This is a genomic window from Paenibacillus sp. FSL E2-8871 (assembly GCF_038000345.1).
Classification (GTDB): Bacteria; Bacillota; Bacilli; order Paenibacillales; family Paenibacillaceae; genus Paenibacillus_AQ.
Window position 1 is genome coordinate 4,300,311 of sequence record NZ_JBBOBV010000001.1, and the last position, 14,180, is coordinate 4,314,490.

General features: G+C 44.9%; 11 protein-coding genes. 3 read left to right on the forward strand and 8 right to left on the reverse strand.

What is annotated here, in order from left to right; genetic code table 11:
• Nucleotides 1-43: 43 nt before the first annotated feature.
• Nucleotides 44-1,339 carry an ABC transporter substrate-binding protein gene (locus tag NYE25_RS19520; protein WP_341146631.1) on the reverse strand — a complete coding sequence of 432 codons (1,296 nt, stop codon included), beginning with the start codon at nucleotides 1,337-1,339 and terminating at the stop codon, nucleotides 44-46.
• Between the two features lie 188 nt (nucleotides 1,340-1,527).
• Between NYE25_RS19520 and NYE25_RS19525 the strand changes: the two genes are divergently transcribed.
• On the forward strand, nucleotides 1,528-2,250 hold the full coding sequence (locus NYE25_RS19525; protein WP_042192637.1) for a helix-turn-helix transcriptional regulator: 723 nt from the start codon (nucleotides 1,528-1,530) through the stop codon (nucleotides 2,248-2,250).
• 173 nt (nucleotides 2,251-2,423) lie between these two features.
• Here NYE25_RS19525 and NYE25_RS19530 read toward each other — a convergent pair whose 3' ends face one another.
• Nucleotides 2,424-4,667 carry a copper amine oxidase N-terminal domain-containing protein gene (locus NYE25_RS19530; RefSeq protein ID WP_341146632.1) on the reverse strand — a complete coding sequence of 748 codons (2,244 nt, stop codon included), beginning with the start codon at nucleotides 4,665-4,667 and terminating at the stop codon, nucleotides 2,424-2,426.
• Between the two features lie 343 nt (nucleotides 4,668-5,010).
• On the opposite strand from NYE25_RS19530, the gene NYE25_RS19535 reads away from it, so the two are divergent.
• The gene (locus tag NYE25_RS19535) at nucleotides 5,011-6,522 is read left to right on the forward strand and encodes an aminotransferase class V-fold PLP-dependent enzyme (RefSeq protein ID WP_341146633.1); all 1,512 of its coding nucleotides are present in this window, start codon (nucleotides 5,011-5,013) and stop codon (nucleotides 6,520-6,522) included.
• Nucleotides 6,523-6,530: 8 nt separating this feature from the next.
• Here the strand turns inward: NYE25_RS19535 and NYE25_RS19540 are convergent, their stop codons facing one another.
• Entirely contained in the window at nucleotides 6,531-7,445 is a 915-nt protein-coding gene (locus tag NYE25_RS19540) for an aldo/keto reductase (RefSeq protein ID WP_341147753.1), read from the reverse strand.
• Nucleotides 7,446-7,489: 44 nt separating this feature from the next.
• Entirely contained in the window at nucleotides 7,490-8,107 is a 618-nt protein-coding gene (locus NYE25_RS19545) for a TVP38/TMEM64 family protein (RefSeq protein WP_042192646.1), read from the reverse strand.
• A gap of 267 nt (nucleotides 8,108-8,374) precedes the next feature.
• Between NYE25_RS19545 and NYE25_RS19550 the strand changes: the two genes are divergently transcribed.
• Complete coding sequence (locus NYE25_RS19550) at nucleotides 8,375-9,352, forward strand: copper amine oxidase N-terminal domain-containing protein (RefSeq protein ID WP_197071253.1); 978 nt, start codon at nucleotides 8,375-8,377, stop codon at nucleotides 9,350-9,352.
• Nucleotides 9,353-9,496: 144 nt separating this feature from the next.
• Here NYE25_RS19550 and NYE25_RS19555 read toward each other — a convergent pair whose 3' ends face one another.
• Genes NYE25_RS19555 through NYE25_RS19570 form a run of 4 tightly spaced genes read right to left on the reverse strand, consistent with a single transcriptional unit; the run spans nucleotide 9,497 to nucleotide 13,904 of the window.
• Nucleotides 9,497-9,748: a hypothetical protein gene (locus NYE25_RS19555; protein WP_076179218.1), complete on the reverse strand. Its 252-nt coding sequence runs from the start codon at nucleotides 9,746-9,748 to the stop codon at nucleotides 9,497-9,499.
• Nucleotides 9,748-11,175, reverse strand: coding sequence for a dihydropyrimidinase (hydA, locus tag NYE25_RS19560; protein ID WP_341146634.1), 1,428 nt, complete (start codon nucleotides 11,173-11,175; stop codon nucleotides 9,748-9,750). Before hydA ends, NYE25_RS19555 begins: the two co-directional genes overlap by 1 nt.
• A gap of 2 nt (nucleotides 11,176-11,177) precedes the next feature.
• The gene (preA, locus tag NYE25_RS19565; protein ID WP_341146635.1) at nucleotides 11,178-12,467 is read right to left on the reverse strand and encodes an NAD-dependent dihydropyrimidine dehydrogenase subunit PreA; all 1,290 of its coding nucleotides are present in this window, start codon (nucleotides 12,465-12,467) and stop codon (nucleotides 11,178-11,180) included.
• A 45-nt stretch (nucleotides 12,468-12,512) separates the two neighbouring features.
• A complete protein-coding gene (locus NYE25_RS19570) occupies nucleotides 12,513-13,904 on the reverse strand; it encodes an NAD(P)-dependent oxidoreductase (protein WP_341146636.1) in 1,392 nt (463 codons plus the stop codon).
• Nucleotides 13,905-14,180: the final 276 nt, after the last annotated feature.

Below are 14,180 nucleotides of genomic sequence, written 5' to 3' on the forward strand. Positions count from 1 at the left end.
CCGCTTAACGAATATTCGAGAAGCAGCCTCCATAGCCATACGATTATTTTTTAACCGCAGTCATCCAAACATTCTGAAGTGCTTCTAACAAGCCCTCGCCCGTTAATTTTCCTGCATAGTATTTTTCCATTTGGTTCGCAAACTCTTGATCTGCTCCCGCTGGGAATTGATCGAATACCCATTTCACTGTCTTGCTTTCACTTGCATAACGGTTCACTTCTTGGGATAACGGATCCATTTTGCTAGTATCAAAACCGGAGTACACAGGGATAAAGTTAAACTCATCCGTTACATAGTGCTGACCCGCTGGATCTGTTAGCAACCAATCCAAGAACGCCTTCGCACCCGCTTGTTGATCTTCCGATGCATGCTTGTTCACGCGGAAGAAGTTACTGTTACCTACCGCAATACCTTGATTACCTTCGAAAGGTACTGGCAAGAAACCGTATTCAAATTTCACATCATAATCGTTCAAGAGACCTTGTGCCCAGTTTCCTTGGTGAATCATCGCATATTGTCCTGCCGCGAAGCCTGCAACTTGTTCATCATACGTATCTTTACTCAAGTTCGTATGGTCTTTGATCTTGTCCAGATCAGCAACGTACTCTTTCAATTCAGGAATATCTTGAAGCTTCAATTCGCCAGCATTAATCTTAGCAATCGTACCCGATGTATCTTTCATTAATGCAAATGGCCAGTTAAATGGATGCATGAAACGGAAGTAAGACTCTTGTGCATACGCTATGGCCTTCTTCACGCCTTTCACTTGCTCTAGCTTCGTGCTTGCTGCAACAAGCTCATCCCATGTCTTAATATCGTCCGCATTCACGCCTGCTTCCTTGAACATATCCTTATTGTAGATAAGTCCGAAGCCTTCAAGCGCAACTGGCAAGCCATATAATTTACCATCATTACGCGCTGCTGTATCTTGTCCTTCAACAATTTTGCTAGCCGCTTTCATATCATCCAAGGGTGCCATATATGGAAGATATTTTTGAAACTCTGAGCCAGATGCTGTTGTGAAAATGGTTGGTGCTTTTTCAGGTGCGGAGCTGAATTGTGTCTGGAGCACCGTCATCAGGTTGTCACCTGCTGCTCCTAGTGCTTGTACTTCATATTTATCTTGAGTTTTATTGAATTCTTTCACTGCATCCTCTAGTGCACTTTGGATTTCTACTTTATTCTGAATGATTGTAATAACCGCTTTTTTACCAGTTCCTTTAGACGTTGTGTCTGTGCTATTTGCCTTGTTTGCCCCATCATCACTTTTTGCTCCACAAGCGACTAACGTGGATAACATAGCTACAGATAATAATGCTGCCCCTACTTTTTTCTTCATCTGCAATACCCCTCTTCTGAAGATTTCATAATTTTTATTTGTATTTCTAAAATTGAAAGCCTTTACAAAACTGATATTACACGATAATATAACACTTAATTATAAATTCTTAACATTAGTTTCGATTTATAAATACGGATTATATTGTAAAATCCTCCCTTAAACAGGTAGCCTAAAGGAGATTATCCATGCTAGACATTACTGCCGTCCTCGAACGCAATATGGCGAAGAATCGCTATCAGAACTATATGCACCCTTCCTATGAGCACGAAAAGAAGCTCGTCTATGCAATCCAACGCATTGATCGTGAAGGTGCCGTTAAAATATTGAATGAAATCAACTTGCTGGAACGAGCCAACCTGTCACCGAAGCCTTTGCAGTCGTTGAAATATTCTCTAGTCGCTAGCTGCACCATTTTTACGCGTGCGATCATTGAGGCGGGAGTCGATTCCGAGTCCGCGTTCATTCTCAGTGACCATTACATCAACTTAATTGATGAGAGCGACTCGATCGTGAAGACCGTTGAGATTGAATACCTCATGCTAAATAGCTTTATTAGTGTCATCTCAACCCATCGTTCGTATTCGTATGGACCCATCATTAATAAGACCATCGCCTATATTAAAAAGCACATTGAAGAGAAGCCTACGCTAGAGCGAGTTGCGGAAATCGTGCAGTTGCATCCGAATTACCTCGCAACGCTATTCAAACAAGAAACAGGGAGCACTGTCCTCAACTTCATCCATAAAGAAAGAATGGATGCGATCAAGAACTTCCTGATCCATACAAATATGGCGCTTCAGGATATTAGTGATATCTTCGGCTTCGCTTCCTCTGCCTACTTCTCTACCTACTGCAAGACGCATCTAGGCATGACCGCAAGGGAGTATCGAAAAGATCACATGAAATGACAAGCAAAAACGCCTTCGGCGTCCTTAAAGGACGGAAAGCGTTTTTGCGAGAAATATAAGGATAAAGTATAGCGTGAAACTTATACTTCCGTATATTTTTAAAAAAGGCGAATTCTCATTCATAGCTGAATGGAATCTCGCCTTTTGGTCCCCCTAATGATTACTTTGCATAACTATCTCTTCGGTGGTTGCGGTGTAATCAGGAAGTTAACCGGCAAATTACTACCAGATGCTGCAGTGAACAATATCTCAACAGAGCCCCCTTCATCACCTGTACGATAAACCACACTATTCAAGTTTGCATTTGTAATACTGCCGGTACTTGGCATTTGAACAATTTGACCATTCACCATAACAGGTCCCATATAATTACCACCACGCGGGTTAAAGGTAATTAATGAATTTGGAGCAACATGTTCAAATTTGATTTTGTATAGTACTCCGAAGTTGCCTGCATTGGATGCACCAGTTCCTGACATAGGGTCGGTGCCCATCAAATTCAAATCACTTGAATTATCACCGATGAGAAGTCTCGCTGGTGTTCTCCCTACTTCATCCGTAACAGTCATGATACGTGTAGAATCAGCATAAGTCCCTCGGTTATGCACACCATCACGATCCAGTATTGGAAGCATAGGAAGTGTGGTTAACGGATCTTTATTCGCATCAATCATCATAACATTGTATTCAATAGGATAATCACTATATAAGTCCGCTTGGAGTGAAACGATTTCGCTCGGTTTTATTGCAATATTATTCAGATCAGACAGGATAGAGACGCTTTCACCAGGTTGCAGGACCGTTGTCTTGTAATCTTTTTTCGTTTGCATGGATTCCCAGTAACGTTGCACTGAGAGTTTACCCGTAGCTTCCGGAAAGGGATGTGGGCCTCCAACTCCTAAATATTCTGTTGTGATCGTCGTAGGGGATAGATTGTTGTTCTTAGCTATCACATATACCTTCATTTTAGTATTCATATTATTCTTGTGGTGAATCAAAAAGCGGGTTCCACCGAACGATGTTTCACGATAAGTAATCCCTTCCATATTTACGGTTTCTGGACTGTTAGCGCGAATAAGATTATAAGGCTCAGAAGTGAGCGTATAAGCTACCTTCTGCCAGTTTGGAACATTGGATCCGTCAACATCAAATACACTACCCGGAGAAGCGAACAATCTATAGAAATCTTCCTTACTGTACAAGACTTCACCCGTAATATTAATGACTTTTTCAAAAGTGCTGATTGCGCCATGTGAATCTTCTACTTGAATAGAAACTGTTGCAGGACCAGGCGTGAAGAAAGCTTCCGCTTTATTTGTCCAGGTCGTTGTTTTAATTGTATCTCCGTCTGGGTCGGTGCTCATATCCGTATAAGTGATCATCTCACCCATTTTGTAGGAATTCTTATCGGTCGTAAAATTTGCAACCGGCGGTGTATTCGGTTTTAGAATCGTGATCGTCGTGGAGTAAGGATCACTCCATTGTCCATTAGCATCCCTAACAGAGTAGGATACTACATATTGCCCAGGTGTATCATAGATATCCTGCTTCCCTTCCCACTTCTCTTCAACTATGGCTGAACCAATCGGTGAAGAGCTAGAAGTCAGGAAATTCACTGGATCACCAGCATAAATTATAGCCGGTACTGTAAAAGAAGCTTTAGGCTTCAAATTTAGCGAAAGAATGACTCGTTTTTGCACATTATCCACGGTATACGGAATGCCCAGCGCCCCAGTAATGGACGTCAATGGAATCATAAAGGTTCCTTTGAATTGATAAGCTGGACCTTTCATTGTCACATTCTTACCATTTACGGAATAAATCTTACTGTCTGTCTTGAACCGCATAACGTCGCTGCCTTTAGTAACAATAGTCTCTTTCGTCTTATAATCGTAAATGTATTTCACACCTACACGTTCAACCATAGCTCTAATCGAAACGTAGGAAACACCATTCTTTACTGCCATTGGCTGATTAGCCAAATATTCAATGCCATTCTGATACATTTTGTTACTATTCATCATAAGTACAAGCTGATTGCTAGCCCCTGCATTAACTATATCTGTTGTAATCGGTGGTGTGGTGGTCGCAGGTATAAGTGTAAGACTTGGACTCGGTGTGGGGGATGGTAACGTTGTTAAAGTAGAATCGGTTGTTACCCCTGTAATTGGCGTTACTGTCGCTGTTGGTGTTGGTGTTGGTGTTGGTGTTGCTGTTGCCCCTTCTGCTACCGGACGTGTCAATGATGGCAATGGATCAGTAGCTTCTGGAATTACTTCCGCAAAAGATGTAGTAGCCACTCTTACTCCACTGGTGTTACTGGAGGTAATATTTCCAGCTTCAGCAAAAACGGGCACTGCCGCAGCAGTCTGAGATACGGCCAATAGTACAACTAATGATAGTTTTTTTAAATGCATGATTTGACTCCTCTGCTCCATTTGTGAATATAAGTGGCCCCTAACTTTACCTTCCTCTTATATAACGAGACAGTGCTTTTACTTCATGGTACATTCATTATTTCAAATCGTATTATTTGACGCAGTAGATCTCAAAAAGTTTCATTATAAGTAAATAAAAAACAATGTTGTATATTAATTACACCATTCACCTCTATCTCCTTTATTTGTTTTTCCTATAAACTCCACCTAGGCTTTAACCCAATTCTCCAAGCAAGCATATACTAATGCCATAGAAACTACTGGCACGCCGAAAATAAACTATGACCTTACCACTATCGGCGTACGGGCTGGAGGGAAATCCGTGCTAAACATCATCCACGCCTCTTCTGCAGAGACGCCCGCTTCACTACAAAACCATTTCGAGATTTTTCGTGAGCACACCATTGGAACTCGGCATCAGATCACCACACCCTATGGTAGACAGCCACTGCTGTATGCCGATTGGACCGCAAGCGGACGCTTATATGAACCGATTGAACGGAAGCTGCAGGAAGCCTTCGGTCCATATGTTAGTAATCCACATACAGACTCCAACACGACCGGTTTAACCATGACACTGGCTTATAATGAAGCGCGACAAATTATTAAAAAGCATGTAAATGCTGGCCCTCAGGACATCCTGCTCTTCTGCGGAAATGGAACAACAGGAGCCGTAAACAAGCTGCAGCGTATCATGGGCTTAAGACTCCCTGAGTGGATTCAGGACTATAGCTCCCATTCGATGGAGGAACGTCCTGTGATCTTCACCAGCCATATGGAGCATCATTCCAATATCCTTCCCTGGCAGGAGGGGATTGGTGATGTTGTGACTGTTCCTCCCGGAGAAAACGGAAATATAGATCTTCAGCAGCTTGAAGCCCAGTTGAAATTGTATCAGCATCGCCGCTGGAAAATCGGTTCATTTACGGCTTGCTCCAATGTGACCGGAATTCAGACTCCCTACCAGAAGCTTGCCGCGATTATGCACCGCCACGGAGGCCTATGTTTTGTAGATTTTGCCGCCAGTGCACCCTATGAGCCTATCGATATGCATCCTGTCTCACCGCTGGAGAAGCTGGATGCAATCTTTTTTTCTCCGCATAAATTTCTGGGTGGACCGGGCACGAATGGCGTTCTAATTTTTGATGAGGCTCTAAGTAATGGACGTATTCCTGACGAACCGGGTGGAGGTACAGTGGCTTGGGTCAATCCTTGGGGAGGACGGCGCTACACCAACGAAATAGAGATGCGGGAAGACGGGGGAACACCGGGGTTTCTGCAAGCTTTTCGGACGGCACTTTGCGTGAAGCTGAAGGAACAGATGAATGGAAACGGTCAATATATGGTGATTAGAGAGCACGAGCTATGCCAGCAATTAATGAACGGGCTCCGTAGCATACCCGAATGCTCGCTGCTAGCTGGACATCATACAGAACGTCATGGCATTGTCTCTTTTACACTACGTGATATTCATTATAATCTTGCAGTTCAACTACTGAATGATCGCTTTGGTATACAAGCCCGGGGTGGTTGCTCTTGTGCAGGTCCTTATGGGCATTACTTACTTGAATTAGGGTGGGCGCAATCTGCTCAGATCGCTGAGGCAATTACTGTAGGAGACCAGTCGCTTAGACCGGGTTGGATCCGCATCTCTCTACACCCCATTATGACGAATCAGGAGGTAGAGAGAATTGTATCCGCTGTACGAAATATCGTGATCCATTTCCAACAATGGAAACAGGACTATTTTTATGATGCTTCTACGAACAGTTGGACCCATATCTACAATGAGGATCCCGCAGAGGCGAAGGTCAAAGCGCTTTTTTCGGTGTAGTTCCCAGCTTATTGTGTAATGTCCTTCACCATGTCCAGATCGGCAGCACTAGCGTTGGAGATAACTTGTTCTACATTTTTACAACCTGGAATTACACTGGTTACTGCGGGATGCTGAAGGCACCACGCCAAAGCCCACTGCGCCATATCGAGTCCAGAAGGGACTTCATTGGCAGCAATTTCAGCTACAGCGCGCAGCTGTTTTTGCCTTACATCCTCTTTATGGTTAGCACGCACATCACCCTGACCAAATACCGCATCCGGCTTGTACTTGCCGCTTAAATAACCACTCGCTAACGGAACACGCGCCAACACACCTAATTTATGCTCGATGCAGAGTGGAAGAATCTCTTCCTCAGGTTGACGATCCAGCCGATTATATACTACTTGTATGGCCTCTGCTTGCACATCCGCTGCTGCAGAGGTCTGATGTACACCTGAGCCTGATGCACTTATCGAGACGCCTAAATGACGGATTTTCCCTGCCTGCTTCTGTCTGTCGAGCATGCTCCACAGCTTGTCATTATCGAATTGCTCATCCGTTCCGGAATGGAATTGATAGAGGTCGATGTACTCAGTCTGAAGTGCACGCAGGGAATCATCCAGTTGCTTCAGCACATCCTCAACACGCCATAACTGTTCCCGCTGCAAATGTCCCTGAAAATGATGACCGAATTTCGTAGCTACAATCCAGTCCTCACGTTTCCGGCGAGCCAGATAACCCCCGATGAACTTCTCTGACAAGTGATCTCCATAACATTCTGCCGTATCAATCAGGTTAATACCGAGCTCTCCAGCCTTATCTAGCATGGCATCGACTTCTGCTTGAGTGAAATCCTTGCCCCACTCTCCACCGAACTGCCAAGTACCCAATCCGATCACCGATACATTCATCCCTGTACTGCCAAGTTTACGATATTTCATCATCATTTCCTCCTTTGTTCTATTAAAATAGTCCATTCACAGTACTAAGCGGCCTTGTTTCCATCTTCCACCGTTCTAGCGAACCGCGCCTCGATGGCTTTAACTCCCCATAGTGACAATCCAATAAACACCAAGACATAGATGATCTCCCACGGCTGGCGGATAAATCGTTCCAGATCATTTCCAATATATGAAACTGCGAATACCATGATCGCTTTGCCCACAGTGAGCGCAAGGAGGTATGAACGAAACCTCATACCAGCAAGACCAGCAGCCATATTAATTACAACGAAGGGGCCAACCGGGAATATACTAAGCAGAAATACATAACTGAATCCGCTTTGCCGCACCCATGTCATACTTTTGGCTACCTTTGGCCGTTCTGCCCATTTTCGCAGATACCGATGCGAAGCTACTTTGCGAATAATCCAAAATGTTGTCACACAGCCCGCAACCAAGCCGATCCAAGAATACAAAAAACCTAACCATAAACCATATACAGCCCCGTTTAATCCGACGATCGCAATAGTTGGTAGTGGTGGTATAAATGATTTCAAAAACGTTAACGCAATGCCCGGAAAGGGCCCAAACGAACGATATTGTTCAAGCAGATGCCGCAGATTATCCTCTGTCAGCCAAGACATAATATCAAGAAAGTACATAACCAGCTGATCTCCTCATCCGATTGGAATTCTTAACACCTGGTCTCAATTATACACGAAGTTGCGAGCATTCCTACAGCTCTTCCAATATAAAGAAAACAAGCTAGAACTACATGAATGACAGTGGGTAAGTTCTTCGTTACGATAGACAAAATAAGATTAAGTTACTTCATTACAAAGGGACTTCAGGACACTTATCTTGACAGCACAACGATTAATAGTAAGATGAGAGTTGATGGAAATAAAATGAATTTATGGGGGCGTTATTTGTTGAAGAGATTGTCGGTTCTAGCAATGATATGCGTTTTGATATTTTCTGTAGGTCTTATTCCTGCTCCAGCGTCAGCAGCTTCGAAGGGATCCCACATTTTTGTGGATGGGGTGCCACTAAATTCAAGATCTGTGAGCAAAAACGGAGTTTCGTTCGTCCCTTTCCGAGAATTATTCGAGAAGCTTAAGATGAGTATAGACTATAACGCAAAACTGAAACAAGTTACGGGCACCAAAGGTGATTTGAAGATAACTTTTACTATTGGTAGCAAAACAGCATACGTGAATGGCCAGAAAAAAATGCTGCAGGCGGCGCCATTTGCTCAGAATGGCACTACGTTAATTCCGGTTCGTATCGTTGGTGAAGCAACCGGGAACGCCGTTTATTATTCAGCAGCAGCAGATGTGATTCAAATTAATAGCCCATCTTTTAAAGGTGCCTCTTACACCATTGACGGCATCCCGATCTTATTCAATGCCAATGGAACTGTCTTGTTTGGTCCCAACGCATTAAAAGACATGAATTTACAAAAGGAAATAGCTGAGATCGATGCCATTAAAGATTTCACAGCTAACGCTCCCAAAATTCGTATTGTCGGAGTACCGCCAACACAAGAACAATCCAAAGATCCCGGCTATAAAGGATACCCTGATTATTTTGACGCCAATTATGTAACCGCAGCCGGAAACAAGGAAACCTTGCCTCCGCTTATGAGCGAAGGTTGGATTTCCTTATCTATGCTCTCCGAAATTGAAAAAATCATTAATCTTGGAAATAGTGATTCCAACACCCTTAGCATAGGTAAATATGCTGAGATGGGCCTCGTAAGATACGATATCATTGTGACAGATGAATACAAAAAAGCAAAAACAGGCCAATTCACGTTAAGCGACATACGTGTAAAGAAATATAAGGGCACTATGTATCTTAACATTGAGGATTTACAAACCGTTGGCCTCATTGAGCCTAATTAAACTAGCTTGTTAGTTAGTTCAATAATTCAGAGAAAAGGCCATCCTTTTGCAGGGTGGCCTTTAAATTTTCATCATCACAACAAAAAAGCCGAGCACCAAGCCCCCGGTTTAGGAGCTTACTACTCAGCTTTCAATACCCGCACCTCAAACCTCTCCACTGTAACAACCCGCCTGCTCACCTTCAGCCCTCAGCCCCGCAACCACAAGGGTTGTCACGTACTTACGGGCATCCGCTGTCAGCAGTAACAGCTCTACCGAGCTTTTAGCCGGCTCCCCTCTGACAAACTTTATTCGGGCACCGTCCAAATCCTCTTGGATGCTGGCAATCGTATATCCTTTAAAAAGCAGCCCATCAATCTCCTGCTGTTCTTTGGCATATTCCGCAAAAGCAGACATTAGACTACACCTCCGCTAATTTCCGCCTTGGAAGGAAGAGGAGCCTCCGCTGCAAAACGCTTGCGCTTTAAATATTTTCCCGACCCGGGTTTACCAACAAATTGCTTGTCTCGAATCACAAATTCGCCTCGACTGAGAACAGAAACAGGCTCTCCCTTTACTTCAAAGCCCTCAAACGCATTATAATCGACGTTCATATGATGTGTTTCTGCGGAGAGTATTCTTTCTACAGCCGGATCAAAAATAACCAAGTCAGCGTCACTGCCTACCGCGACCGTGCCTTTTTGCGGATACAAGCCAAACAGCTTAGCGCTAGAGGTAGCAATAATGTCTACGAATTTGTTCAATGAGATCCGGCCTTTCTGTACACCTTCCGAAAATAGAATCGTAAACCGGTCCTCAATGGTCGGCCCACCGTTCGGGATTTTGGAGAAATCGCCTAGCCCCAGATCCTTTTGTCCTTTGAAATCAAACGAGCACTGGTCAGAGCCAATCGTCTGCAAGCTGCCGCTCCATAGCGCATCCCACAAAACATCCTGATTCCACTGCTCACGCAGGGGCGGAGACCACACGTATTTAGCACCTTCGAAATTAGGCTTTTCCAGCGCCGTCTGATCCAGCACTAAATACTGTGGACAAGTCTCGCCGTAGACGCGTAGTCCCTTTTTACGCGCTTCAGCAATCTTCCAAGCAGCTTCCGCACAGGTCACGTGTACAACATACAGCTGAGAATCTGTCAGTTCAGTTAGATAAGCTGCGCGTCCCGTAGCTTCACCCTCCAGCTCCGGCGGGCGGGTCAGCGCATGAAAGATCGGATCAGTGTTGCCTGCGGCCAAGGCCTGCTCAACAAGATATTCAATGACATCTCCATTCTCCGCATGCACCATAACGAGCGCACCTTCTTTTTTCGCGGCTTGGAGGGTCTTAAAAAGTGTGCCGTCATCCGCCTGAAAAGTATTCTTATAAGCCATAAATACTTTGAGCGAGGTAATGCCTTCATTCTCAATTATCTCCGGAAGCTCGCCCAATACTTTATCGTTTAATTCTGAGACCATAAGGTGGAAGCTGTAATCAATCACCGCTTTATCCTGCGACTTATGATGCCATGTATCTACGGCTTGCTGTAGCGGTTGTCCTTTGGTGGTTAAGCAAAAATCAATGACCGTGGTCGTTCCGCCATATGCAGCCGCAATGGTTCCCGTCTCGAAATCATCAGCTGTAACCGTGCCGCCAAAAGGCATATCCAGATGCGTATGAGGATCAATGCCACCAGGAAAAACATAACACCCCGAGGCATCTATAATTTCCGCACCAGGGACATCCAAATGAAGGCCAATCTCCGTAATAACCCCGTTTTCAATCGCCACATCGCCTGTATAAGTATCTGCTGCGGTAACGATGATGCCATTTTTAATAATCTTTTTCATCCTTACACCACCTCCACTTCCGAATAGGAGCCATTCAAACTGCCGATCACTTTTTGCCGCTGGTTCCAGGTCAGTGGGGTTGCCCCAGTATCCACTGGAACCATATCGATCGCGCCGTCTGCTGGACAGACAATAGAACAAAGATTACAGCCTACACAATCTTCCTCGCGGACCTGTAGAATAGCTTTCCCATCCGCATTAGTTAACATATCAATACACTGATGTGAAGCATCTTCGCAGGCAATATGGCATTTATTACAGTTAATGCAGTTGTTCTCATTAATACGGGCAACGACTTTATAGTTGAGATCCAGATCACCCCAGTTGGAGTATCTGGATACCGATTTGCCGATTAGCTCTGTTACAGAAGCTAACCCTTTATCATCCAAATAGTTGTTCAGCCCATCGATCATTTCCTCCACAATCCGGAAACCATGATGCATAACCGCTGTACATACCTGAATACCTGTAGCACCCATTAGCATAAACTCCACAACATCCTGCCAGGTCGAAATCCCTCCAATACCGGAGATAGGAATACCTACTCCCCGGTCACGAGCACACTCAGCTACCATACTAAGCGCAATAGGCTTCACAGCTGGACCACAATAACCTCCATGCGCACCTTGACCTCCAACGTTCGGAATCGTATTCCAGCTATGAATATCTACACCAGCAAGACTGTTGATTGTATTGATCATACTAATCGCGTCCGCTCCCCCCTTAACCGCATGGCGGGCAACGACGGTGATATCCGTAATGTTGGGCGTCAGTTTCACAATCACCGGGGTCGTCGCAACTTCTTTTACCCAGGTGGTCTGTGCCTGCACCAGATCAGGCTGCTGCCCCGAAGCAGCGCCCATTCCACGCTCAGCCATCCCGTGCGGACAGCCAAAGTTAAGCTCCAGACCGTCTACACCCACATCCTCTACCCGCTTAACAATCTCATGCCATTTATGCTGCGTTGGTTCTACCATCAGGGAGGCTATAATCGCATGATTCGGAAATCTTTTTTTCGTTTCATAGATTTCCTTCAGATTAACTTCAAGCGGACGGTCGGTGATCAGTTCAATATTGTTAAAGCCCGCAACCCTTTGCCCATTGAAATTTACTGCCGCAAAACGCGATGAGGTATTAATGATCGGATCGCCGAGCGTCTTCCACACCGCCCCGCCCCAACCTGCTTCAAAGGCCCGCTGCACTTGATAACCTGTATTCGTAGGCGGCGCAGAGGCCAGCCAGAACGGATTCGGTGATTTGATTCCTGCGAGATTAATACTTAAATCTGCCATTGATGTTCCCTCCCTGTCATGTAAAATCCAATTTGATCTCTACGCTCAACCCGCAGATCTAATAACGGCCTCCTGCTGGCCTGAGAATTGTTTAACAATCGCATGGGCTGCATCTTTTCCTTGCTGTGCCGCGGATACAACCATGGCCTCGCCTTTGCCTGAACCAAATATGATATCGCCAGCGGCATAAATTTGCGGATCGGAGGTTTGACAGGTGGCTTCATCCACCTTTACAACCCCACGGTCATGCATAAGACCTAAGGAATCTATTAGATCTAGACGACGCTTTTGACCAATAGCTATTACAACCGCATCTACAGGAATCAAGAACTCAGAACCCTCGATCGGCATAGGTATTGGACGCCCATCTTTGCCCAGCTCCTCCGTCAGCTTCATCTGCACACATTCCAGTGCGGTTACATTTCCAAGCTCATCACCCACGATACGTTTCGGTAAGGTAAGCCAGTTGAACTCCACACCTTCCTGCTTCGCAAATTCATATTCAAAATCATAAGCCGTCATCTCTTCGCGGGTCCGGCGGTAGACCATTTTTACATTTGAGGCTCCCAGCCGCACTGAGCAAGTCGCTGCATCAATAGCCGTATTCCCTGCACCAATGACAGCGACCCGCTGACCCATCAGCTCTAGTAGAGGAATGCCAGTCTTAGTGGATTCTACGAGCGCAATGGCGTCATATACGCCAGCCATTTTTTCACCTTCAATCCCTATTGGAGGCACATAACCCATACCCGCTGCCAAAACGATAGCATCATAATTCGACTTCAACTCATCTACAGAAACATCTACTCCGACTTTTACACCTGTACGTATTTCCACATCCAGCTTCTCTACCTGCTCTACTTCCCAAAGAGATACAGATTGCGGGAGCCGAAATGATACAATCCCATGTGTATCCAGCCCACCCGCTAACGCCTTCGCTTCGTAGATCACAACAGCAAAACCTTCACGGGCGAGTTCCCTAGCCGCTGACAATCCCGCAGGACCTCCACCGATTACGGCTACCTTTTTCCCATTAGGAATGCCAGCCTTAAATAATTGAACTCCGCTGTTCATCGCCCAATCTGTTGCATATCGCTGCAGCAGTCCGATTTGGATCGGCGCCGAGGCATCGTTTAACACACAGGCGCCTTCACACAGCTCATCTGTAGGACAAACACGAGCACAGCTGGCACCCACAGGATTGGAATCCATAATCGTCTGTGCCGAGCCTTTCAGATTGTCAGTGGCGATCCGTTTGATAAAGGAGGGAATATTAATGCTGGTCGGACATGCTTTTATACATGGGGCATCATAGCAATATAGACAGCGATTGGACTCATCCAGGGCACCCTTATGGGTCAGAGGCGGCTCAGCCTCGGCGAAATTGCGCATGAACATATCAGGTGTAAATGCTGTTAACGGAGATGAATGCTCCATCACTAGTCCCTCCTTATGGGTAATTTTTCATATTTGCGTTATATAATATAACATTATTTCAAGTTTCGTTTGAATATTTTGCTTACATCTTTAAATTATTGTAGTAATATAAGCATTAACAGAAATTATCTCTCAACGTTCTTCCTGATTAGGTTATATATACTGACATCCGTTAATCAAACTATAGTCATTTCGAATTTTCGTTGCATTAGACACTTTGTCTAATTTCAAAACTGTATTTTTTACGTGTGAGAATAGGCTGAGAATAACAGGGCA

Bases quoted from the DNA above. Each gene is read 5' to 3' on its own strand.
- NYE25_RS19520 (WP_341146631.1), bottom strand. From the start codon at position 1,339: ATGAAGAAAAAAGTAGGGGCAGCATTATTATCTGTAGCTATGTTATCC.
- NYE25_RS19525 (WP_042192637.1), top strand. From the start codon at position 1,528: ATGCTAGACATTACTGCCGTCCTCGAACGCAATATGGCGAAGAATCGC.
- NYE25_RS19530 (WP_341146632.1), bottom strand. From the start codon at position 4,667: ATGCATTTAAAAAAACTATCATTAGTTGTACTATTGGCCGTATCTCAG.
- NYE25_RS19540 (WP_341147753.1), bottom strand. From the start codon at position 7,445: ATGAAATATCGTAAACTTGGCAGTACAGGGATGAATGTATCGGTGATC.
- NYE25_RS19545 (WP_042192646.1), bottom strand. From the start codon at position 8,107: ATGTACTTTCTTGATATTATGTCTTGGCTGACAGAGGATAATCTGCGG.
- NYE25_RS19555 (WP_076179218.1), bottom strand. From the start codon at position 9,748: ATGTCTGCTTTTGCGGAATATGCCAAAGAACAGCAGGAGATTGATGGG.
- hydA (WP_341146634.1), bottom strand. From the start codon at position 11,175: ATGAAAAAGATTATTAAAAATGGCATCATCGTTACCGCAGCAGATACT.
- preA (WP_341146635.1), bottom strand. From the start codon at position 12,467: ATGGCAGATTTAAGTATTAATCTCGCAGGAATCAAATCACCGAATCCG.
- NYE25_RS19570 (WP_341146636.1), bottom strand. From the start codon at position 13,904: ATGGAGCATTCATCTCCGTTAACAGCATTTACACCTGATATGTTCATG.